This window comes from Dickeya sp. Secpp 1600, from assembly GCF_003049805.1.
In the GTDB taxonomy this organism is placed as follows: domain Bacteria; phylum Pseudomonadota; class Gammaproteobacteria; order Enterobacterales; family Enterobacteriaceae; genus Dickeya; species Dickeya fangzhongdai.
Genome location: NZ_CP023484.1, coordinates 2,272,414 through 2,294,805 on the forward strand (window position 1 = coordinate 2,272,414; position 22,392 = coordinate 2,294,805).

17 protein-coding genes are annotated in these 22,392 nt (G+C 58.3%); 13 read left to right on the top strand and 4 right to left on the bottom strand.

The annotated features are described in order from the left end of the window. Nucleotides 1–57: 57 nt before the first annotated feature. Both CPA59_RS10235 and sbcB read right to left on the bottom strand, forming a co-directional pair. Nucleotides 58–645: a hypothetical protein gene (locus tag CPA59_RS10235; RefSeq protein ID WP_127350715.1), complete on the bottom strand. Its 588-nt coding sequence runs from the start codon at nt 643–645 to the stop codon at nt 58–60. 31 nt (nt 646–676) lie between these two features. Beyond that, a complete protein-coding gene (gene sbcB, locus CPA59_RS10240; RefSeq protein WP_107759221.1) occupies nt 677–2,107 on the bottom strand; it encodes an exodeoxyribonuclease I in 1,431 nt (476 codons plus the stop codon). 514 nt (nt 2,108–2,621) lie between these two features. Between sbcB and CPA59_RS10245 the strand changes: the two genes are divergently transcribed. Then, the gene (locus CPA59_RS10245) at nt 2,622–2,960 is read left to right on the top strand and encodes a DUF496 family protein (RefSeq protein ID WP_013317748.1); all 339 of its coding nucleotides are present in this window, start codon (nt 2,622–2,624) and stop codon (nt 2,958–2,960) included. A gap of 72 nt (nt 2,961–3,032) precedes the next feature. On the opposite strand, the gene CPA59_RS10250 is transcribed toward CPA59_RS10245, so the two are convergent. Continuing rightward, nucleotides 3,033–3,395 (bottom strand): hypothetical protein, encoded by a 363-nt coding sequence (locus CPA59_RS10250; protein ID WP_107759223.1) that lies wholly within the window; start codon nt 3,393–3,395, stop codon nt 3,033–3,035. Between the two features lie 277 nt (nt 3,396–3,672). Here CPA59_RS10250 and CPA59_RS10255 point away from each other — a divergent pair, with 277 nt between their 5' ends. The 7 genes from CPA59_RS10255 (at nt 3,673) to CPA59_RS10285 (ending at nt 12,508) form a co-directional block, all read left to right on the top strand. Further along, nucleotides 3,673–5,973 (top strand): ComEC family protein, encoded by a 2,301-nt coding sequence (locus CPA59_RS10255; RefSeq protein WP_107759225.1) that lies wholly within the window; start codon nt 3,673–3,675, stop codon nt 5,971–5,973. 38 nt (nt 5,974–6,011) lie between these two features. Continuing rightward, complete coding sequence (gene msbA, locus CPA59_RS10260) at nt 6,012–7,760, top strand: lipid A ABC transporter ATP-binding protein/permease MsbA (RefSeq protein WP_038659221.1); 1,749 nt, start codon at nt 6,012–6,014, stop codon at nt 7,758–7,760. After that, entirely contained in the window at nt 7,757–8,770 is a 1,014-nt protein-coding gene (gene lpxK, locus CPA59_RS10265; RefSeq protein ID WP_038918888.1) for a tetraacyldisaccharide 4'-kinase, read from the top strand. The genes msbA and lpxK overlap by 4 nt, the downstream gene beginning before the upstream one ends. Before the next feature lie 40 nt (nt 8,771–8,810). Next, nucleotides 8,811–8,993, top strand: coding sequence for a Trm112 family protein (locus CPA59_RS10270; protein ID WP_013317752.1), 183 nt, complete (start codon nt 8,811–8,813; stop codon nt 8,991–8,993). Next, nucleotides 8,990–9,742, top strand: a complete 753-nt coding sequence (kdsB, locus tag CPA59_RS10275; RefSeq protein WP_049853911.1) for a 3-deoxy-manno-octulosonate cytidylyltransferase — start codon at nt 8,990–8,992, stop codon at nt 9,740–9,742. Before CPA59_RS10270 ends, kdsB begins: the two co-directional genes overlap by 4 nt. A gap of 287 nt (nt 9,743–10,029) precedes the next feature. Then, nucleotides 10,030–11,349, top strand: coding sequence for a pectate lyase PelN (gene pelN / locus CPA59_RS10280; protein ID WP_038918891.1), 1,320 nt, complete (start codon nt 10,030–10,032; stop codon nt 11,347–11,349). Between the two features lie 262 nt (nt 11,350–11,611). Continuing rightward, nucleotides 11,612–12,508, top strand: coding sequence for a YcbJ family phosphotransferase (locus tag CPA59_RS10285; RefSeq protein ID WP_107759227.1), 897 nt, complete (start codon nt 11,612–11,614; stop codon nt 12,506–12,508). Nucleotides 12,509–12,548: 40 nt separating this feature from the next. Here the strand turns inward: CPA59_RS10285 and elyC are convergent, their stop codons facing one another. Beyond that, nucleotides 12,549–13,328, bottom strand: coding sequence for an envelope biogenesis factor ElyC (gene elyC / locus CPA59_RS10290; protein ID WP_038659208.1), 780 nt, complete (start codon nt 13,326–13,328; stop codon nt 12,549–12,551). Nucleotides 13,329–13,479: 151 nt separating this feature from the next. On the opposite strand from elyC, the gene cmoM reads away from it, so the two are divergent. From cmoM to CPA59_RS10315, 5 genes are all read left to right on the top strand, one after another. Continuing rightward, nucleotides 13,480–14,301, top strand: coding sequence for a tRNA uridine 5-oxyacetic acid(34) methyltransferase CmoM (cmoM, locus tag CPA59_RS10295; protein ID WP_038659206.1), 822 nt, complete (start codon nt 13,480–13,482; stop codon nt 14,299–14,301). Further along, nucleotides 14,298–15,620 (top strand): chromosome partition protein MukF, encoded by a 1,323-nt coding sequence (gene mukF / locus CPA59_RS10300; RefSeq protein ID WP_038659203.1) that lies wholly within the window; start codon nt 14,298–14,300, stop codon nt 15,618–15,620. Before cmoM ends, mukF begins: the two co-directional genes overlap by 4 nt. Then, complete coding sequence (gene mukE / locus CPA59_RS10305) at nt 15,601–16,335, top strand: chromosome partition protein MukE (protein WP_038659200.1); 735 nt, start codon at nt 15,601–15,603, stop codon at nt 16,333–16,335. Before mukF ends, mukE begins: the two co-directional genes overlap by 20 nt. Further along, nucleotides 16,332–20,771, top strand: coding sequence for a chromosome partition protein MukB (gene mukB / locus CPA59_RS10310; RefSeq protein WP_107759228.1), 4,440 nt, complete (start codon nt 16,332–16,334; stop codon nt 20,769–20,771). Before mukE ends, mukB begins: the two co-directional genes overlap by 4 nt. A 188-nt stretch (nt 20,772–20,959) precedes the next feature. Continuing rightward, nucleotides 20,960–22,273, top strand: coding sequence for an FAD-binding oxidoreductase (locus CPA59_RS10315; RefSeq protein ID WP_107759230.1), 1,314 nt, complete (start codon nt 20,960–20,962; stop codon nt 22,271–22,273). The last annotated feature ends 119 nt before the right edge of the window (nt 22,274–22,392 follow it).

The window sequence follows — 22,392 nt, forward strand, 5'->3', positions numbered from 1 at the left end:
CCGCGGGAGCCTGTTTTTTTATACGCCGGATGTGTGTCGTTTATCTGTATGCTGCGCTTATAGCGGAGCGGCGGCGAACAAATTGGTGCCACCCTGCCATACGCGAATAAAACGGATATGGTCTAGCACCAGCATAGCGGGCGACGTTTTCGCGTTCAGAAGTTGCTTGACGGTCGGCGATATGGTCGTGATTTCATCTTTTTCGTCCAGCAATGCGCCATAGGCAGCGACAACCGCGGCAAGATTATCGATGCCAGACTGCTGCGTCCCATCGCCAGCCACTATCAGTTTCAGCACAGTGATTCTCCCGGTGGCTTGAGAAACTTCACTGGTGAGTTTGATGTGTGAGTAAGTGCCGGAAGAGGCTTCGCTACTAAGCGGATCGTTGCCCATCGTGAACCTGAAAGTGCAGTGCAGGCGGAACAGGTTGTCATTAATGCGTGTGACCAATTCCCTGGGCGTGATAGCAAAAGACTTTTCTGCAACCTGCTGGGACGGTGAGACTAACTGGACCTGAGCGGACGCGGGCTGAATAAACGGCGCGGCACTGGCCGTCGGTAACATGATGGCCGACAAAGCAGCAAAAAAGACGATGCCAGAGCTGCAACAACGGGCAATCCGGTGTAACCGCGGCAGTAAGCGCATGATGCTTGTCCCGGTGTGATGTTGCCACATTTCAGGCGACCAGCCGTTGGGCATAGGCAACCAGTGCTTTTAGTAGCGCGGTTTTTTTCTCGTCATCCGCGTACTGCTGATACAAACTCTCCAGCACATCCGAATAAGACTGTAACCGCTCCGGGGTAAAGACCTCGCGACGATGCGCCAGCCAGCGCTGCTGCTCCTGCTCATCAAGCGTGCCGGGGAAATTGCGCGCCCGGTAGCGGAACAACAATTCCTCCACCCGGCGATCGGCAAACTGAAGGTTCAGGGCCGGAAGGTGCTGGGAATCGGTTTTACGAATGATGTCCATCGCAGCCCGATCGGCGTCGCTGAAAAAGCCATCGTACAGTTGCAGGTCCACATCCGTCGACGCTTCAAACGGCGGGGCATCGGCAAATAGCGCCACCACTTTCTCCCGTACGCTGCCATGCTGACGCAGCAGTTGCAGATTGTTCAGGCAGTGCTGACGGTCAATGCCCAGCCGCTCTGCGTCTTCCGGACGCAACGTGCTGGCCGGCGCCAGAACCGGGCATTTATTGATATGCACCAGTTTGATCGGCACCGGCGATTCATCTTCCGCCAGCAGCGCACGACGGGTATAAAGCCGGGTGCGCAGTTCATCCGCATTCAGCTCCAGCAATGGCTGAATATCGCCCGCCAGATCGCAGACGATGACTGCATTGCGGTTATCCGGATGCCAGGCCAGCGGCACAATCCAGCTAGTATTACCGCGCGCGGCGCCAAACATGCCGGAAACGTGTACCAGCGGTTTCATTTGCGGAATATCGATTAACGCGCTGACCTTGTTTTTGTTACGCAACGCGTAGAGATAGTCGAACAGTTTCGGCTGCGACTGTTTGAGCAGGCGCGCCATGGCGATGGTGGCATACACATCCGACATGGCGTCGTGCGCCTGAGTGTGTTCGACGCCATTGGCGTGCGTCAGGTGTTCCAGCCTGAAGCTGGGAAAACCGTCGTCGTTTTCAGGCCAGATAATGCCACCTGGACGCAAGGCATAGCACGCCCGCAGCATGTCCAGTAAATCCCAGCGAGAGTTGCCTTTTTGCCAACTGTAGGCATACGGGTCGTAGAAGTTGCGATAAAACAGATTCCGGCTGACTTCGTCATCAAACCGAATGTTGTTGTACCCCATGATGCAGGTGCCCGGCTCGCTGAACGCCTCATGGATATGGCGGGCGAACTCCGCTTCGCGTATCCCACGGCTTTGCGCCACCTGTGGCGTGATGCCGGTAATCATCACCGCTTCCGGGTCGGGCAGATAATCGTCGGTTGGCTGGCAGTAGATCACTACCGGCTCGCCAATCACGTTAAAATTCAAATCGGTACGGATGCCGGCGAACTGCGCCGGGCGATCTTTGGCCGGATGTTTACCAAAGGTCTCATAGTCATGAATGAAAAAAGTGGGTTCGGTGTGTTGATTTTGCACGGTTTCTCTCTGTTCAGCCTAGCGACGGCAAGCGCTGGTAAACCAGTCATACCGCCGCGAAGCGTGTTTGTCACCGTCGGTTTTGCCCAGCGTAAGCGCCATGCGGAACGGCCCGCCAGTTTAAGGGCAAATCATCGTTCTTTCAGTAAAAACGGTGACGGACAACACAAAGCCGTCATGGTAAACCATCCTGCTGTCTGACAGAAGCCGACATGTGTGCCGCCCTGCGGTGTTGAATCGAGTCAGGTGCAATCAGAACGCGGGAGTGATAGGGTGCACATAAAGACAACGATTGCATCGGCGATATGGGAAAACCACCTTGTCGACGATAGTGGCTAACCTGTATGGTTAGTCTATGTTCCGCAATGATGCGCGTCGCTGGTATCGCTCACACAGTGTTATCAAAGCAACGATTGTTATCAGGGCGGAGGAGGATGCGCATTATTACGGGATACAGCCTGGAGTAACGCGGTCTCCGCATAACGAATTTTGATCGTTAAGTAAGGGTAGAAAAATGGAGAAGGGTAACACTAAGCCATGTTTCCAGGATGTACTGGAATTCGTGCGTATGTTCCGTCGCAAGAACAAGCTGCAGCGTGAAATTGCGGATAATGAAAAGAAAATCCGCGATAACCAGAAACGTGTGCTGCTGCTGGATAACCTGAGCGAGTACATCAAACCGGGTATGTCGATTGAAGATATCCAGAACATTATCGCCAACATGCGTAGCGACTATGAGGACCGCGTGGATGAATACATCATCAAAAACGCGGAACTGTCGAAAGAGCGCCGCGAGCTGTCCCGTAAAATCAAGGAAATGGGTGAAATCAAACCGCCGGTGGAGGCGAAATAATTTCACTGACGTTCAGGGCCGGCTTCCGGCCCTGATGCTTTTTGGGGCGGTGTGACTATTCAGGCAGCCCGACTATGACTGACTCATCACGATTTCCGGCGCCAGCGCGTTTCTCTGCATCATGCAGTTGCGCCATGCGTTGCCTGTCTCGCCTTTATCCAGCGCGTCTGCGTTGATGGCGGGGATCTCCCTCACTTTTGTGTCGATGACCTTGCCGCCGGTGGTGTCGATAGTCTGGTTTTTGATGTAATACCGCGTCATTACCCGGTATTTCCCGTCGAGGTGCCTTACCTGCGCCAGTAAATCAGTGGTGCATTCGTTGGCGGCGCGCGCCACATGCTGGAAGGCGCTATCGGTCGGCTCGTTGCGCGGCGTCATCGCGCAGGCTGACAACGCCAATACGCTGATGATGAAAATCCTGTTTTTATCCATCATGTCCCATGTTCCTTTTTGTTTTTCGCCAATAGTCCGTGGCATATCCCTGTTTGCGCCACGATTACCATAACCGCCAGACGTGGCCTGCGGCATACCATTCAATGAACCACTTCTGCTTGTCAAGGCGAGAGTCGGCGGGCTGTTGTCGCGCTCATGCCGCTTCGCATTGTTGTTGCAATGGATTGCAACCGTTGCGGTTGTTTGCGTAGCCGATTCCGGGGTTGTCATGCGTTGCTTTCGCTAACGTTCATGGGTTGGCACACTGCGTCCCAGCAGGATGACCGCCGGAAATTCGGCGATAAATGGTAAGGGACAAACCATCAGAATTTCATTGAACCAACTGGCGGCGACGTTGATAGCGGGCCCGTTGTTGTTGCTGATATTGCCGGATTTGCCGGATAGACGTTCTCTGATGTGGGGGCTGCCTGCGCTGTGGCTGCTTAAGACGCGCTTTTATCCGGTCGGCCTGGTGGTGCTTGGGGTGATTTGGAGCCTCTACAGTGGCCGTGCGATACTGAATCAGGTGGATCAGTTTACCCTGCGACCGGTGACGGCAAGGGTTGGCGTCAGTAGCGTCCGATTTGCGCAGGCGGATGCCGGGCAGGTCGTGGTGCGGTTGTGGGAGATCAACGGGCGTTGGGTGTTCCCGCCGCTCTATGCGCGGCTGGATGCACAGCCGCAGATGGCGGACTGGTGCGGCGGGCAGCAGTGGGAAGTCCGGTTGCGGTTACGTCCGGTGCACAGCCGGTTGAACGAGGGCGGTTTTGACCGTCAGCGTTGGGCGCTGGCTAAGGCGCAGCCATTGACCGGACGGATACTCTCTGCCTCGGTGCTGACGCCAGAATGCGGTTTGCGCCAGCGTCTGGTTGAACAGGCGGAACGGCAAACGCGGTCATTGCCGTGGCGATCGATCATACTGGCGTTGGCGATCGGTGAGATGACACTGGTGGAGGATGACATCCTCGACGTGCTTCGGCAAACCGGAATCATGCACCTGATGGCGATATCGGGGCTACATATCGTGCTGGCGGCATTGTCTGGCTGGGGCGTGGTGCGTGCGGTGCAATATCTGTTGCCGGTTCATTGGGTAGAACATCGCGCGCCGTTGTGGTGTGGGTTGTGCTGCGCCTGGGGATACGTCTGGCTGGCCGGAGGAAACCCGCCGGCGGTAAGAGCTGCGCTGGCGTTATCATGCTGGTCGTGGCTAAGGATACGCGGCGTATCGGTTTCATCGTGGCAAGTATGGCTATGGTGTGTGGCGTTGATTCTGGTCAGTGACCCACTGAGCGTGTTGTCGGACAGTTTCTGGCTCTCCGCGCTGGCGGTCGCAGCGCTGATTTTCTGGTACCAGTGGGCGCCGCTACCGCCGCATCTGCAACGGCCCAAACGTTGGGTATGGCTACGCGGATTGCATTTGCAGACGGGAATCACACTGTTGCTGATGCCGCTGCAAGTGTTGCTGTTTCACGGCGTCAGCCTGAGTTCGTTGCCGGCCAATCTGTGGGCGGTGCCGTTGGTATCGTTTATTACAACGCCATTGATTCTGCTGGCGTTGCCGCTGATGGTCATCCCGGTGGCGGCGCAAGGCCTGTGGTGGCTGGCCGATCGTTCACTGGCGCTGGTTTTCCTGCCGTTGCAGGCTATGCCGCCGGGCTGGTTGTCGCTGGGCGAAAGTGCGGTGCCTTACAGTATGGCGGGATGGCTGGCGGTGATCGTCTGGCGTTTCGCCTGGTGGCGAACTTATCCCTTTAGCCTACTGGCGCTGGTACTGGTGATGCTGCTGCGCCCCAAATCGCCCGCGCCGTCGTGGCGGGTTGACATGCTGGATGTCGGTCACGGATTGGCGGTGGTGATTGAACGACAGGGCAAAGCCTGGCTGTATGATACCGGTCCCGGCTGGGACGGCGGCAACATGGCCGATCGTGAAATCCTGCCTTATCTTAAATGGCGGGGATTGCTGCTGGAGGGCATCATCCTCAGTCACAGCCATCTGGATCACCGCGGCGGACTGGAGACATTACAGCGCGCGTTTCCGCATGTCCCGGTATACAGCCCGTTGCTTGAGTCGGGGCACCGACCTTGCATACAAGGCGAACGATGGCGCTGGCAAGGGTTGACGTTCAGCGTTATCTGGCCGCCGTTGCGGGTGCGCGAAGCCGGTAATCACGACTCCTGCGTGGTGCGGGTGGACGATGGACGCTATCGGGTTCTGCTGACGGGCGATCTGGAGCGTGAAGATGAAGCCATACTGCTGCGTACGCAACGCGAAATGCTGGCGGCGGATATTCTGCAGGTGCCGCATCATGGCAGTACCACGTCATCATCGCCGCCATTTTTACGGGCGGTGGGGGCGGGGCAGGCGTTGTCGTCCAACTCCCGATACAATCCGTGGCGTTTACCGGCTGTCGGCGTGGTGCGTCGTTACCGTCAGGGGGGAGATCGCTGGCGCGATACCGCCAGCGACGGACAGCTGAGTGTGCGTTTTTTCGACGAAGGCATCGAAATGTTGCGCTACCGGGGTGAAATATCCCCTCGCTGGTACCATCAGTGGTTTGGCGCTTACCGGGATAATGAGTAATAATAGACGGCTATTTATCAAAGGCTCAGGTTTATTGCATGATTAATGATAAAGATCTCTCCACGTGGCAGACGTTTCGTCGCCTATGGCCGATGATCACCCCTTATAAGGCCGGGCTTGCGGTCGCGGCGGTGGCGCTGGTGGTTAACGCCGCTGGCGATACGCTGATGCTGTCCCTGCTTAAGCCGCTGCTGGATGACGGATTCGGTAAGGCCGACCGCAGCGTGCTGGTGTGGATGCCGCTGGCTATCATCGGACTGATGATTATGCGCGGTATCTCCAGCTATATTTCCAGTTATTGTGTGGCCTGGGTATCGGGCAAAGTGGTGATGAACATGCGTCGTCGTCTGTTCAGCCACATCATGGGGATGCCGGTTTCCTTCTTCGATCAGCAGTCTACCGGTACGTTGTTGTCACGTATTACCTATGATTCCGAGCAGGTGGCTGCCTCTTCGTCAAACGCGCTGGTGACCGTGGTGCGGGAAGGGGCCTCCATCATTGGCCTGTTCGTGCTGATGTTCTGGTACAGCTGGCAGTTGTCGCTGATTCTGGTGCTGATCGCGCCGATTGTTTCCTACAGTATGCGCGTGGTGTCCAAACGTTTTCGCAGCATCAGCAAAAACATGCAGAACACCATGGGGCAGGTGACGACCAGCGCCGAGCAAATGTTGAAAGGGCACAAAGAAGTGCTGATTTTCGGCGGACAAACCGTGGAAGTGGAGCGTTTCGACGCGGTCAGCAATCGCATGCGCCAACAAGGCATGAAGATGGTATCGGCATCCTCCATTTCTGATCCGGTAGTCCAGCTTATTGCCTCGCTGGCGCTGGCATTTGTACTGTACGCCGCCAGTTTCCCGGCGGTAATGGCAACCCTGACCGCCGGCACCATCACGGTGGTGTTCTCTTCCATGTTTACCCTGATGCGCCCGCTTAAGTCGCTCACCAACGTCAACGCCCAGTTCCAGCGCGGTATGGCGGCCTGCCAGACCCTGTTCACCATTCTGGATATGGAGCAGGAAAAAGATACCGGCACACGTGTACTGGAGCATGCTAAGGGCGACATCGAGTTCCGTGGCGTCAACTTCGCTTATCCGGGCAAAGAAACGCTGGCGCTGAAAAATATCAGCCTGCATATTCCGCCGGGGAAAACGGTGGCGCTGGTAGGGCGTTCCGGTTCAGGTAAATCGACTATCGCCAACCTCATCACCCGGTTTTACGATATTCAGTCCGGTGAGATTTTGCTGGATGGGCACGACCTGCGCGATTACACATTGCCGTCATTGCGTAGCCAGGTTGCGTTGGTGTCCCAGAACGTCCACCTGTTCAATGATACGATTGCCAATAATATCGCTTATGCCTGCGGTGACCGCTATAGCCGTGAGGATATTGAGCGCGCCGCCAAAATGGCGCATGCGATGGATTTCATCGGCAAGCTGGAGCAGGGCCTGGATACGGTGATCGGCGAAAACGGCGTGCTGCTGTCCGGCGGCCAGCGTCAGCGTATCGCGATTGCCCGCGCCCTGTTGCGCGATTGCCCGATTCTGGTGCTGGATGAGGCCACCTCGGCGCTGGATACCGAGTCGGAGCGCGCCATTCAGGCGGCGCTGGACGAATTGCAGAAAAACCGCACCGCATTGGTGATCGCCCACCGGTTGTCCACCATTGAGAAGGCGGACGAAATTCTGGTGGTGGAAGACGGGCAGATCATCGAACGCGGTCAGCACGGTGAGTTGCTGGCCCGAAACGGGGCGTATGCCCAACTGCACAAACTGCAGTTTGGCGCATGATTGAACGCATCTGGTCGGGGCGCTCCCCGCTGTACCGGCTGTTGCTGCCGCTGTCGTTGCTTTATGGCCTGATCAGTCATCTTATCCGGCTGAGTTACCGTTACGGCTGGCGCAGGGTGTGGCGAGCACCAGTGCCGGTGGTCGTGGTGGGTAACCTGACCGCCGGCGGCAACGGCAAAACACCGGTGGTGATTTGGCTGGTAGAGCAGTTGCAACAGCAGGGATATCGCGTTGGGGTGGTATCGCGTGGTTATGGTGGTAAGACGGAGCGCTATCCGCTGCGGGTCACCGATGAGGTGACCTCCGCCCAGGCCGGCGATGAGCCGGTGCTGATTTATCAGCGCACCGGCGCGCCGGTCGCCGTGGCGCCCAAACGGTGTGACGCGGTAGCCGCATTGCTGGCTCATCAGCCGCTGGACGTAATCGTGACCGATGATGGCCTGCAGCATTACGCGCTGGCGCGGGATATGGAACTGGTGGTGGTGGATGGCGTGCGCCGCTTTGGCAATGGCTGGTGGCTGCCAGCCGGGCCGATGCGGGAACGAGCCTCGCGCCTGAGTTCGGTTGACGCTGTCATTGTGAATGGCGGCGAGGCGAAAAGCGGTGAAATCGCCATGCAGCTCACGGCAGGGGACGCGGTTAATCTGCTGACCGGAGAACGCCGCCCGGTATCAACATTGCCTCCGCTGGTCGCCATGGCGGGGATCGGTCATCCACCGCGCTTCTTTGCTACGCTGAAAGCGCTGGGAAGCACGCTGGTGCGTGAAGTGGCGTTTGCCGACCATCAGCACTGGCAACCGGAAGAGTTACAGGCGCTGACCGACAATGACCGGCAGCCCCTGATCATGACGGAAAAGGATGCGGTGAAATGCCGCGCCTTTGCTCGCGCCAACTGGTGGTATCTGCCGGTTGACGCTGTATTGTCAGCGCCAGAATCGGCATTACTGTTACAGCGTCTGACGCGCCTGATTGATACGCATTGCGTGTCGCGCCAGACGGAAACCGGGTGACCGGCTATATTTTTGATAATCGCTTCTTGATGGAGGAAGCATGGATCATCGTTTGCTTGAAATCGTGGCTTGTCCAGTGTGTAACGGGCGGCTGATTTTTGACAAAGAAAAGCAGGAACTGATTTGCAAAATCGAAGGGCTGGCTTACCCGGTGCGGGACGGCATTCCTGTCCTGCTGGAAAATGAAGCCCGTACGCTGGCGCCGGATGAGATCGCACAATGACGTTTACTGCAATTATTCCCGCCCGCTATGCCTCCACCCGGTTGCCGGGCAAGCCGCTGGCGGATATTCATGGCAAGCCGATGGTGGTACACGTGATGGAACGCGCCCGCGAGTCTGGCGCCAGCCGTGTAGTTGTGGCAACCGATCACGTGGATGTCGCCCGCGCCATTGAACTGGCGGGAGGTGAAGTTTGCCTGACCAGCCCGGATCATAACTCCGGCACCGAACGACTGGCCGAGGTTATCGACCGTTACGGTTTTGCCGATGATGAAATTATCGTCAACGTGCAGGGCGATGAACCGCTGATTCCACCGGTGATCATCCGTCAGGTAGCGGACAATCTGGCCGGCAGTCGTGCAGGTATGGCTACGCTGGCGGTGCCGATTACCACGTGTGAAGAAGCGTTCAATCCGAACGCGGTAAAAGTGGTGACGGATGCCGAAGGGTATGCGCTTTACTTCTCGCGCGCCACCATTCCGTGGGAGCGGGACCGTTTTGCCGAATCCCGTGATGCTATTGGCGATCATTTCCTGCGCCATATTGGTATTTATGCCTACCGTGCCGGATTTATTCGCCGCTATGTCGGTTGGGCGCCCAGCCAGTTGGAGAAAATCGAAATGCTGGAGCAACTGCGCGTGCTCTGGTACGGCGAGAAAATCCATGTGGCCGTCGCCAAAGAAGTGCCGAGCGTCGGGGTGGACACGCCTGAAGATCTGGCGCGTGTCAGAGCGGTGATGTCGGCAGCCTGATTCCGACTCTCCGCGAATCTTTTCGATAAGCGTATGCGTTGTTGGCGTATACGCTTTTTTTTATCCCGCAGATTATCGGCTATCACTAAAGCCGGGAAATACGCTAATCACTCGCCGCTATTGTTATGCCACAAATGGTATAGCTTAATTAATAAATTTATTAGCAGGAATAATAAAAACCTGTGCCGCAGGTGCACAATTGTTAATCATGACTTATTATTGGTCGGCATTTATCCGATGGCGGTAAATGCTCTGGGTTTTGTTTTACTTAAGGATGGAGTGACACAATGAAAGTGAATAAAAAATTTTTACCCGCAATAATTGGATGCGTATTAGCCGGGACGGCAGCACAAAGTCTGGCCGCCGAATATTATCTGGCGCCGAATGGCAGTGATTCAGCCAGCGGCAGCAAAAGCGCACCCTGGAAGTCTTTTGCCCGCGCGCAGCAGACCCTCTCTCCCGGCGACCGCCTGTGGGTCCGCGGCGGAACCTACACCTTCACCGCCGGAATTAACAGCTGCGCCAGCCAGACGGATATCGTGAACGCCATTACCCTGAATAAGAGTGGTACTTCGGGTAACCGTATCGAATATGTGGCTTATACCGGCGAAACGCCGGTGTTTGATTTCAGCCAGATGAAAGATGATTGCCGCGTTAAAGGATTTAACGTAGTAGCCAGCTGGGTTACCCTCAAAGGGTTGGAAATCAAAGGGGTGCCGCAAAATAACAACAAGAACCACGAATCCTGGGGGGTGTGGATTAACGGCAGCAACAACCGTTTCGAACAACTCAATATTCACCACATCATGGGGACTGGGCTGTTTTTAAAGAACGGAGCCAACAATACCGTACTCAACACCGATTCTCATCACAACTATGACCCGCTGACCTCCAATGGCGCCGGCCAGAGTGGCGATGGTTTCGGCGCGCACATTGCCGCCAATATGCCGGGCAACATTTTCAGCGGCTGCCGCGCCTGGGCCAACTCGGATGACGGCTTTGACCTGATCAACGCCTACTCATCGGTAACGATTGAGAACTCCTGGGCCTGGTCGCACGGCTACCTGCCGGGTACTACCACGTCGCTGCCCGCTGGTAACGGCAACGGTTTCAAAGCCGGGGGTTACGGCGCTCAGTACGTGAGCAATGCGCCGAAACACATCGTGCGGAACTCGGTGGCGTTCCTGAATAAAGCCGCGGGTTTCTATGCTAACCATCACCCGGTGGCGAATGATTTCTTCAACAATACGTCGTTCAAAAATACCGTCAATTACAGCATGCGGGGCATCGATGCGAGCGGTAACGCCATCGCGTTGGGCACGCTGCGTAACAACATCTCTTATGCCGCACGTTCGCAATCGCTGGCTTATACCGATGGCGCCAACATGCGTTACAACTCCTGGAACTTCAGCAACGTGATTTCCGATTCTGAATTCCAGAGCGTGTCCACCACCGGCTGGGATGCGGCGCGTCAGGCTGACGGTAGTCTGCCGGTGCTGAAGCACCTGCGTCTGGCGTCAGACAGCTGGATGATCGACAAAGGCGGCGATGTCAAGATCGCCTATAAAGGCGCTGCACCGGATCTGGGCGCGTTTGAGCTGAAATAAGCGGCGAAAATGCTGCTATCCGCGGTGTTCATCGGAGAAGTCGCTCGATGACGTAACAGATGCCCGCTTCGGCGGGCATTTTTTTGCCGATGACGACGGCAATTGCAGCGTGGACGCGCTGTCTATGCTTAATTCCGCCTTTCGTTAACCGACATGCGTCGCTACATATCCCGTTTTCTTTGATCTGTATTGGGGAAATTGTTGTGTGCTGCTCGCATGATAAGTGCAAGAGCGTGCCTGTAACAGCGAGATCTTATCGCCTATGGAACTGTTAAAAGCCGAGTTGAGTACGGTGCTGGGCGAGTCGCTCAGCCGTCTTGAACGCATCAGTGAACAACCCTATGCGCACCTGTATGCCTTGTATGACCATGCGGGCAACGCCATGCCGCTGCTGGCGAAAAGTTATATCTGTCAGGGGATCGCCGGACAGGAAGCCTATAAGCTGACCATGCTGGCCCGAGAGGGCGAAGTCAGGCTGCCGACGGTCTACGGGATGGTGATGACCCATCAGGCCCCTTACAAAGAGCTGCTGCTTATCGAGCGCTTACGCGGCGTGTCGGTGGAAGCGCCGTCCCGCTCGCCTCAGCGTTGGACGCTGTTGATGGACCAGATCGCCGAGAGCATGCTGGCGTGGCATCGTATCGACAGCCACGGCTGCGTCGGCACGGTGGACAGCACGCAGGACAACAGCTGGCCGAACTGGTATCGCCAGCGGCTGGAGGTACTGTGGGCTACGCTGATGAATGTCAACGCCGCGCAGCTGACGCAGCAGGATCGCGCCGTGCTGTACCGATCCCGGCAGAGTCTGCCCGCGCTGTTTGAGGATTTCGATGACAATTGCGTATTGGTGCACGGCAACCTGGCCCTGCGCAGCATGCTGAAAGATCCGCGCAGCGATCAACTGCTGGCGATGATCAATCCCGGCATGATGCTGTGGGCGCCGCGTGAGTACGACCTGTTCCGTTTATGCGAAGAGTCGGGCATGCCGGAACAACTGTTTTACCACTACCTGAAGCAGGCGCCGCTGGCCGAATCCTTCGTCTGCCGCCGCTGGCTGTACATCCTGTGGGCCGCGGTTTCCCGCTACATCCACACCGGCCAGTTGGACCGCCCGTTGTTCGATACCGCGACCCGCGAATTACTGCCCTGGCTGGAATAATCGGCGACGCGGGCGATCCTTGATCACCCGCGTACAGGTATCAGGATTCCGGCGGCGGAGTAACGCCTTTCATTTGTTGCCAGATCAGACCCAATCCTTCATACCAGGCGCGCTCGCTGTGCGACAGATAAAGTGCGGACGGAAATACCCGTTCCCAAGGATTAAGCGGCGAAGTGATGGCCAACTGGTTGGCCGGCGCCGGGATCGGGTGCAGCCCGCGCGCCTGGAAAAAGTGGATGGCGCGAGGCAGATGATTGGCGGACGTCACCAACAGGAACGGCTGTTTGCCGACCAGCGCTTCGGTTCCGGCCGCCTCTTCTTCGGTGTCGCGCGCCTGATCCACCAACAGGATATCCTGCGCCGGGACGCCCAGGCTTTCGGCGACGCGGGCGGAAGTGCTGGCGCTGGTAACCGGATTGCCCTGCGCGGCTGCGCCGGTGAAGATCAGCTTGGAGCCAGGGTTGGCGCGCCATAGCCTGATGCCTTCGGTGACGCGCGCCAGACTGTTGTTGATCAGGTTGGCGCTGGGGGGCCAGTCCGGGTTGAAGGTGTAACCGCCGCCCAGCACCACGATGTAATTCGCCGTGGGGAAATCCGGCGTCCAGGTCGGATAGCGGGACTCCAGCGGCAACAGCAGCCGATCGGCCACCGGTTGCAGACTCAGCAACAGCAACGCCAGCCAGCCTCCGGTCAGCAGGATCCGGGCGGTTTTCTGCCAACGGGAAAACCACAGCAGGGCGAGGGCAAGCCCCATCACCAGCATCAGCAGCGGTAGCGGAAGCAACAGACTACCGATGTATTTTTTGACGGCAAACAGCATAAAATAGCGTCCCTTTTGAATGAAAAAACGCCATACGGGCGAAAATAGGCGTTCAGACCATTTATTCTAGGCCAGCCTGTGACAGAATGTCAGGTTCAGAGAAAAACCAGTTGTTTAGGTAGTGCAGTCACCCATCATGCGGAACCGTGGAATGCAGGATCGTAATTTTAACGATATCGCTGACAAATTTGCCCGAAACATTTATGGCACCACCAAAGGGCGGCTGCGTCAGGCGGTATTGTGGCAGGATCTGGAAATCTTGTTGACGCGCCTGCCGTCGCAACCGCTGCGTATTCTGGATGCAGGCGGCGGCGAAGGGCCGATGTCCCGTCGTCTGGCCGCGTTGGGGCATCAGGTGTTGTTGTGCGACCTGTCCGATGAGATGATTGCGCGCGCCCGTGAGGCGGCGCAGGAAGCGGGGGTGGCTGATAATATGCGCTTCGTGCGGTGCGCCGCGCAGGATGTCGGCGCGCATTTGTCGCAGCCGGTGGATCTGGTGCTGTTTCACGCCGTGCTGGAGTGGGTGGCGGAGCCGCAGCAGGCGTTGCGTGCGTTGACCGACTGTCTGGCGCCGGGCGGCGCGCTGTCGCTGATGTTTTACAACCATCAGGCGTTGGTGATGCGCAACATGGTGCTGGGCAATTTCGGCTATGTGGACGCCGGCATGCCCAAGCGCAAACGCCGTTCGCTGTCGCCGGATCACCCGCTTGACCCGCCGCAGGTCTATCAGTGGCTCGCCGAACTGGGGCTACAGCTGAACGGTAAGACCGGCATACGGGTGTTTCATGACTACCTACAGAACAAGCAACAACAGATTGACGATTTTGATCTGCTGCTGGCGCTGGAACAGCGTTACTGCCGGCAGGAACCCTTTGTCAGCCTGGGGCGCTACATCCATGTTATGGCACACAAGCATGTTATGGCACACAAGCATGTCATGGCGCACAAGCCCCCTATGAAGGATGCATTATGAGTGATTTTTCCCAGACCGTACCCGAACTGGTTGCCTGGGCGAGAAAAAATGACTTCGCCATTACGCTGCCCACCGAGCGTCTGGCGTTTTTGCTGGCTATCGCCACCCTGAACGGCGAGCGCATGGACGGCGAAATGAGCGAAGGGGAACTGGTGGACGCCTTCCGTCACGTCAGCAAGGGTTTTGAGCAGACCAATGAAACCATTCCGGTGCGCGCCAATAATGCGATCAACGATCTGGTGCGTCAGCGGTTGATCAACCGTTTTACCAGCGAACTGGCGGACGGCAACGCTATTTATCGCCTGACGCCGCTGGGTATCGGCATCACCGACTATTACATTCGTCAGCGCGAGTTTTCCGCACTGCGCCTGTCGATGCAGTTGTCGATCGTGGCGCAGGAGCTGGGACGAGCGGCGGAAGCGGCGGAAGAGGGCGGCGACGAGTTCCACTGGCATCGCAATGTTTTCGCGCCGCTCAAGTATTCGGTGGCGGAGATTTTCGACAGCATCGACCTGTCGCAGCGGGTGATGGATGAGCAGCAACAAGGGGTGAAAGAGAATATCGCCGGGCTGCTCAATCAGGACTGGCGCGCTGCGATTTCCAGCTGTGAAAAGCTGTTGACCGAGACTTCCGATACCCTGCGGGAATTGCAGGATACGCTGGAAGCGGCGGGCGACAAGCTACAGACCAGCCTGCTGCGTATTCAGGACGCCACGCTCGGTCAGGCGGCGCTGTCGTTTGTCGACAATCTGGTCTTCGACCTGCAGGGCAAACTCGATCGCATCATTAGCTGGGGTCAGCAGAGCATCGACCTGTGGATCGGCTATGACCGTCACGTACATAAATTCATCCGTACTGCCATCGACATGGATAAAAATCGCGTGTTTTCCCAGCGTTTGCGCCAGTCGGTACAGAGCTATTTCGAGGCGCCGTGGGCGCTGACCTACGCCAATGCCGATCGTCTGCTGGATATGCGCGATGAAGAGCTGGCGCTGCGTTCCGAGGAAGTCACCGGCGAATTGCCGCCGGATCTGGAGTATGAAGCCTTTAGCGAAATCCGCGAGCAGATCGCCGCGATGATCGAGCAGGCGCTGCAAAAATACAAACAGCAACAAATACCGCTTAATCTGGGCGACGTAGTGCGGGAGTACCTGACGCAGTATCCGCGCTCGCAGCATTTCGACGTTGCCCGAATCGTGGTCGACCAGGCGGTTCGCCTGGGCGTGGCCGAAGCTGATTTCACTGGATTGCCTGCGCTGTGGCAGGCAATCAATGATTACGGAGCCAAGGTGCAGGCCCATGTCATCGATAAATATTGATCAACACGTTTCTGCGCGGCTGATGACCGCGCTCTCCAACACATTGTTTCCGGCGCTGGACAGCCAGTTGCGCGCCGGGCGCCACATTGGCGTGGAGGAGCTGGAGAATCACGTTTTCCTGATGGATTTTCAGGATGAGCTGGAACAATTCTACGGCCGTTACAACGTGGAGCTGATTCGCGCGCCGGAAGGCTTTTTCTACCTGCGGCCGCGCTCCACCACGCTGATCCCGCGCTCGGTGCTGTCCGAGCTGGACATGATGGTGGGCAAGATCCTTTGCTACCTCTACCTCAGCCCGGAACGGCTGGCGCACGAGGGGATTTTCAGCCAGCAGGAGCTGTACGAGGAGCTGCTGAGCCTGGCGGACGAAAACAAACTGTTGAAGCTGGTGAACCAGCGTTCCACCGGGTCGGACCTCGACCGGCAGAAACTGCAGGAGAAAGTCCGCACCTCGCTCAACCGTCTACGCCGTCTCGGCATGATTTATTTCATGGGGACCGACAGCAGCAAATTCCGCATTACCGAGGCGGTGTTCCGCTTCGGCGCCGATGTGCGCAGCGGCGACGATCCGCGCGAAGCACAACTGCGGATGATTCGCGACGGCGAAGCCATGCCGGTTGATGGCAGCCTGTCGCTGGACGATAGCGATGATGGCGACGGCGCCGGCGATAACGCTTCCAGTGATGACCAACGTGCTGAGGATGAACAGGAATGATTGAACGCGGTAAATTTCGCTCACTGACGCTGGTTAACTGGAACGGTTTCTTTGCCCGCACCTTTGATCTGGACGAACTGGTGACCACCCTGTCCGGGGGCAACGGCGCCGGGAAATCCACTACCATGGCGGCGTTTATCACCGCGCTGATCCCGGACCTGACGCTGCTGCACTTCCGTAATACCACGGAAGCGGGCGCCACCAGCGGCTCCCGCGACAAGGGGCTGCACGGCAAGCTGCGCGCCGGCGTGTGTTACTCGGTGCTGGATGTGGTCAATTCGCGCCATCAGCGCGTGCTGGTCGGGGTCCGGCTGCAGCAGGTCGCCGGGCGCGACCGCAAGGTCGACATCAAACCCTTTACCATTCAGGGGCTGCCGGTCGCCGTCTCGCCGACGCAGATCCTCACCCAGACGGTGGGCGATCGTCAGGCGCGGGTGTTGTCGCTGCAGGAAGTGAAAGACCGGCTCGACGAGTACGAAAGCGTCCAGTTCAAGCAGTTCAACTCCATTACCGATTACCATTCGCTGATGTTTGATCTCGGCGTCGTGCCGCGGCGCCTGCGTTCGGCATCGGATCGCAGCAAGTTCTATCGCCTGATCGAAGCCTCGTTGTACGGCGGGATTTCCAGCGCCATCACCCGGTCGCTGCGCGACTACCTGCTGCCGGAAAACAGCGGGGTGCGTAAAGCTTTCCAGGACATGGAGGCCGCGCTGCGCGAAAACCGCATGACGCTGGAGGCGATTCGCGTCACCCAGTCGGACCGTGACCTGTTCAAGCACCTGATTTCCGAAGCCACCTCTTACGTGGCGGCGGATTACATGCGCCACGCCAATGAACGGCGCATCCATCTGGACGGCTCGCTGGCGCTGCGTCGCGAATTGTTCGCCAGCCGCAAGCAGTTGATCACCGAGCAGACCCGTCATGTGGAAATGGCGCGGGAACTGCAAGAGCAGAGCGGCGCTGAAAGCGATCTGGAAACCGATTATCAGGCCGCCAGCGATCACCTCAATCTGGTGCAAACCGCGATGCGTCAGCAGGAGAAGATCGAACGTTACAACGCCGATCTGGAAGAACTGAGCTACCGGCTGGAAGAGCAAAACGAGGTGGTGGAAGAGGCGCGCGATCAGTTGGAAGAGAGCGAAGCCCGCGCCGACGCCGCCGAGCAGGAAGTGGATGAACTGAAAAGCCAACTGGCCGACTACCAGCAGGCGCTGGATGTGCAGCAGACGCGCGCCATTCAGTACAATCAGGCGCAGCAGGCGCTGGAGCGCGCCCGCAGCTTGTGTCAGGTGCCGGAACTGACGCCGGACAATGCCGATGAATGGCTCGACAGTTTCCAGGCTAAAGAGCAGGAAGCCACCGAACTGCTGTTGATGCTGGAGCAGAAACTGAGCGTGGCGGACGCCGCCAACAGCCAGTTCGAACAAGCATACCAACTGGTGTGCCGCATCGCCGGCGCCATCAGCCGCAGCGAAGCCTGGGACGTGGCCCGCGATGTGCTGCGCGACAGCTCTTCTCAGCGCTATCTGGCCGAGCAGGTGCAGCCGCTGCGTATGCGGTTGTCGGAACTGGAACAACGCCGGCGCGAGCAGCAGGACGCCGAGCGTCTGTTGCAGGAGTTCGTCAAGCGCAGCGGTCAGGATTACCAGCCGGAAGATCTCGACAGCCTGCAGCAGGAGCTGGAAGCCCGTATCGAAGACCTGTCCGTCCGCGTGTCGGAAGCCGGCGAGCATCGCCTGGCGCTGCGTCAGGAACTGGAGCAGATCCAGCAGCGTATCGCGCAGCTGACCGCCCGCGCGCCGGTATGGCTGGCGGCGCAGGAAGCCCTGACCCAGCTTGGCGAACAGAGCGGCGAAAACTTTGCCGACAGTCAGCAGGTCACCGAATTCATGCAGCAACTGCTGGAGCGCGAACGTGAAACCACGGTGGAGCGCGACCGCGTGGCGGTACGCAAGCAGCAGGTGGATGCGCAGATTGAGCGCCTGAGCCAGCCGGGCGGTTCCGAAGATCCGCGCCTTAACGCGCTGGCGGAACGGTTTGGCGGGGTGCTGCTATCCGAAATCTATGACGACGTCACGTTGGATGACGCGCCGTATTTCTCCGCGTTATACGGTCCGTCGCGCCACGCCATCGTGGTGGCGGATCTGTCGCTGGTGCGCGAGCAACTGGCCGGTCTGGACGATTGCCCGGAAGATCTCTACCTGATCGAGGGGGATCCGCAGTCGTTCGACGACAGCGTGTTCGAGGTGGAAGAGCTGGAAAAAGCGGTGGTGGTGAAAATCGCCGAGCGCCAGTGGCGCTACTCGCGCTTCCCGGAAGTGCCGCTGTTCGGCCGCGCCGCCCGCGAGCAGCGGCTGGAGAGCTTGCGTGAAGAGCGCGAGCAACTGGCCGAGCAGTACGCCACGCTGTCGTTTGACGTGCAGAAGATTCAGCGTTTGCATCAGGCGTTCAGCCGCTTTATCGGTAGCCACCTGGCGGTGGTATTCGAATCGGATCCGGAAGCGGAAATTCGCCAGATCAGCACCCGACGCGGCGAGCTGGAGCGCGCCATCAGCAATTTCGATAGCGAAAACCAGCAGCAGCGTCAGCAGTATGAACAAGCCAAAGAGCAGGCCGGCATGCTGAACCGCCTGATTCCGCGTATCAGCCTGTTGTGCGACGACGCGCTGGCGGATCGGGTGGAAGAACTGCGCGAAGAGCTGGACGAAGCCGAAGAGGCCGCCCGTTTCATGCAGCAGCACGGTGCGTCGCTGGTGAAACTGGAACCGCTGGCGGCGGTGTTGCAGAACGACCCGCAACAGCATGAGCAGATGCGCGAAGATTACGCGCAGGCGCAGGCGGCGCAGCGTGCCGCCAAACAGCAGGCGTTCGCCCTGACTGAGGTGGTACAACGCCGCGCCCATTTCAGTTACACCGATTCGGCGGGCATGCTCAACGCCAACGCCGATCTCAACGATAAACTGCGTCAGCGGCTGGAGCAGGCGGAGCAGGAACGTACCCGCGCCCGCGAACAACTGCGCCAGCAGCAGGCGCAACTGACGCAGTACAGCCAGTTGCAGGCGTCGCTGAAGAGCTCTTCCGACGCCAAACGCGACATGCTGAAGGAACTGACGCAGGAACTGTCGGACATCGGCGTGCGCGCCGATGCGGACGCCGAAGCACGCGCTCGTACGCGTCGCGATGAACTGCACGCCGCCCTGAGCGCCAACCGTTCCCGCCGTAATCAACTGGAGAAACAGATCACCTTCTGTGAAGCGGAAATGGACGGCCTGCAGAAGAAACTGCGCAAGCTGGAGCGCGATTACCACGTCATGCGCGAGCAGGTGGTGACCGCCAAGGCGGGCTGGTGCGCGGTGATGCGGCTGGTGAAAGACAATGGCGTCGAGCGCCGTCTGCATCGCCGTGAATTGGCGTACATGAGCGGCGACGAACTGCGCTCTATGTCGGATAAGGCGCTGGGGGCGTTGCGTCAGGCGGTGGCGGACAACGAACATCTGCGCGATGTGCTGCGTATGTCGGAAGATCCGAAACGGCCGGAACGCAAAGTGCAGTTCTACATTGCGGTGTACCAGCATCTGCGCGAGCGTATCCGTCAGGACATCATCCGTACCGATGACCCGGTGGAAGCCATCGAACAGATGGAGATTGAGCTGAACCGGCTGACCGAAGAGCTGACTGCCCGCGAGAAGACGCTGGCGATCAGTTCACGCAGCGTGGCGAACATTATCCGCAAGACCATTCAGCGCGAGCAGAACCGTATCCGTATGCTTAATCAGGGGCTACAGGCGGTAGCGTTCGGTCAGGTGAAGAGCGTGCGGCTGAATGTCAACGTACGCGAAACTCACACCACGCTGCTTAATGTGCTGTCCGAGCAGCAGGAACTGCATCAGGACCTGTTCAACAGCACCCGCCTGACCTTCTCCGAAGCGCTGGCGAAGCTGTATCAGCGCCTGAACCCGGAAATCGATATGGGGCAGCGCACGCCGCAGACCATCGGCGAAGAACTGCTGGATTACCGCAACTATCTGGAGATGGAAGTGGAAGTCAACCGCGGCGCCGACGGCTGGCTGCGGGCCGAGAGCGGGGCGCTGTCCACCGGTGAAGCTATCGGTACCGGGATGTCGATTCTGGTGATGGTGGTGCAGAGCTGGGAAGAAGAGTCCCGTCGCCTGCGCGGCAAGGATATTTCGCCGTGCCGTTTGCTGTTCCTCGACGAAGCGGCGCGTTTGGACGCCAAGTCCATCGCCACCTTGTTCGAACTGTGCGAACGGCTGGAAATGCAGCTGATTATCGCGGCGCCGGAGAACATCAGCCCGGAAAAAGGCACCACTTACAAACTGGTGCGGAAAGTGTTCCAGAACCACGAACATGTGCACGTGGTCGGGCTGCGTGGGTTTGGTGGCGAACAGACGGAAACGACGCAACAGGGATCGTAATACCGCTCATCCTGTTAATGCCCGCGATTCTGCGGGCATTTTTTTATCTGCCGTCCAGTGTCGTATGAATGTGGGACTGAATTGCCGTGGAACACCGAACTGTCGGAAGAAACGGCGGCCTGTGCATCGCCCGATCCGCCGGGTAAAATGCGGCACATAAATATAAGCATCAGATCAGGGAGAACATTTTGAACATCAATGCATTACCACTGGATGACAACACCAATGGCTGGTCGGCGATATTGTCGCCGCGTGAAAGCCGACCGGCGTTGCGCCGTTCGATCACCGCCGATTGGCTGGTGATTGGCGCGGGTTACGCCGGGCTGGCGTTTGCCCGCCGGATAGCGGAGAACCGCCCGCATGAGCAGGTGGTGGTGCTGGATGCCGTCGACATTGACGACAGCGCGTCCGCGCGGAATTCCGGCTTCGCTATCGACCTGCCGCACAATATCGGCAGCTCCACCGCGGAGCTGGAAAAAGCCGCCAACTATCGCCGCCTGCTGCACGCTGGGCTGGCGCAACTGGAAACGCTGATCGCCCGTTATGGCATTGATTGCGACTGGAACCGCCACGGCAAGTATCATTGCATTGTTCGACCTGAACTGAATGGATTGCTGGAGCAGTACGCCCACGAATTGCAGGCGCTGTCGGAGCCGTACCAGTTAGTGCAGGGCGATGCGCTGGCCCGCAAGCTGGGTACGTCCTACTACCATGCGGCGATCCATACGCCGAATTGCGTGTTGCTCAACCCGGCGGCGCTGGTGCGGGGGCTGGCGGATAGCCTGCCCGACAACGTGACGCTGTATGAGCGCTCGCCGGCGCTGGAGATCCAACCCGGCAAAACGGTGCGGGTGCGCACGCCTTACGGCGAGGTGCGAGCCCGGCATCTGATGGTGGCGACCAACGGCTGCGCCCGGCAACTGCCGATGTTCTCTCGTCAGGTGGTGGGGTTATCGACGTTTGCCACGCTCACTGAACCGCTGACGGCGGAACAGCAACAGCGGATCGGCCAGATTGGCGAGTGGGGTATGACGCCGGCTAATGCCATCGCGGGCGCTACGCTGCGTTACACCCGCGATCGTCGTTTCCTGATTCGCCAGCATGTGGCTTATGTGCCGAGTTACACTGTCACGGCGCGCCACACTGCGGAGATTACGCGGCAGCATCAGGCGATTTTTCTGTCCCGCTTCCCGCAACTGGCCGAGGTGTCGGTCGCCCATACCTGGTCCGGCATGATCAGCGTCACCCGTAACGGGGCGCCGGGCTGGGGAAAATATAGCGATAATTTGTATGCCGCCGTGGGGTGCAACGGCGCCGGTATCTCTAAGCAGACCGTCGCAGGCAGCACGCTGGCGGATCTGGCGACCGGCGTCGATAACCCGCTGATCGCTGATATGCAGGCGTTGGGTCGACCCAGTTATATCCCGCCACGTCCGTTGCTGGATATGGGCGTACGCGGCAGTATTTTGAAAGAGTGCTGGCTGGGACGAAAGGAATATTAGGCACGCTCTGCAATTATTCAGGTCTGACGTGCTCCGAATAATTGCGAAGCGCCATTTAAGCAGAACACCCTGTAAACTGAACACCTTTTCAATCGGGCCGCGTCATGGATGACGGGCTT

What these genes read in the sequence shown, in the direction of transcription:
- mukE (WP_038659200.1), top strand. Translation starts at nt 15,601, where the DNA reads ATGTCATCGATAAATATTGATCAACACGTTTCTGCGCGGCTGATGACC.
- cmoM (WP_038659206.1), top strand. Translation starts at nt 13,480, where the DNA reads ATGCAGGATCGTAATTTTAACGATATCGCTGACAAATTTGCCCGAAAC.
- mukB (WP_107759228.1), top strand. Translation starts at nt 16,332, where the DNA reads ATGATTGAACGCGGTAAATTTCGCTCACTGACGCTGGTTAACTGGAAC.
- kdsB (WP_049853911.1), top strand. Translation starts at nt 8,990, where the DNA reads ATGACGTTTACTGCAATTATTCCCGCCCGCTATGCCTCCACCCGGTTG.
- CPA59_RS10250 (WP_107759223.1), bottom strand. Translation starts at nt 3,395, where the DNA reads ATGATGGATAAAAACAGGATTTTCATCATCAGCGTATTGGCGTTGTCA.
- msbA (WP_038659221.1), top strand. Translation starts at nt 6,012, where the DNA reads ATGATTAATGATAAAGATCTCTCCACGTGGCAGACGTTTCGTCGCCTA.
- elyC (WP_038659208.1), bottom strand. Translation starts at nt 13,328, where the DNA reads ATGCTGTTTGCCGTCAAAAAATACATCGGTAGTCTGTTGCTTCCGCTA.
- mukF (WP_038659203.1), top strand. Translation starts at nt 14,298, where the DNA reads ATGAGTGATTTTTCCCAGACCGTACCCGAACTGGTTGCCTGGGCGAGA.
- CPA59_RS10235 (WP_127350715.1), bottom strand. Translation starts at nt 645, where the DNA reads ATGCGCTTACTGCCGCGGTTACACCGGATTGCCCGTTGTTGCAGCTCT.
- CPA59_RS10245 (WP_013317748.1), top strand. Translation starts at nt 2,622, where the DNA reads ATGGAGAAGGGTAACACTAAGCCATGTTTCCAGGATGTACTGGAATTC.
- pelN (WP_038918891.1), top strand. Translation starts at nt 10,030, where the DNA reads ATGAAAGTGAATAAAAAATTTTTACCCGCAATAATTGGATGCGTATTA.
- CPA59_RS10285 (WP_107759227.1), top strand. Translation starts at nt 11,612, where the DNA reads ATGGAACTGTTAAAAGCCGAGTTGAGTACGGTGCTGGGCGAGTCGCTC.
- lpxK (WP_038918888.1), top strand. Translation starts at nt 7,757, where the DNA reads ATGATTGAACGCATCTGGTCGGGGCGCTCCCCGCTGTACCGGCTGTTG.
- CPA59_RS10255 (WP_107759225.1), top strand. Translation starts at nt 3,673, where the DNA reads ATGACCGCCGGAAATTCGGCGATAAATGGTAAGGGACAAACCATCAGA.
- CPA59_RS10270 (WP_013317752.1), top strand. Translation starts at nt 8,811, where the DNA reads ATGGATCATCGTTTGCTTGAAATCGTGGCTTGTCCAGTGTGTAACGGG.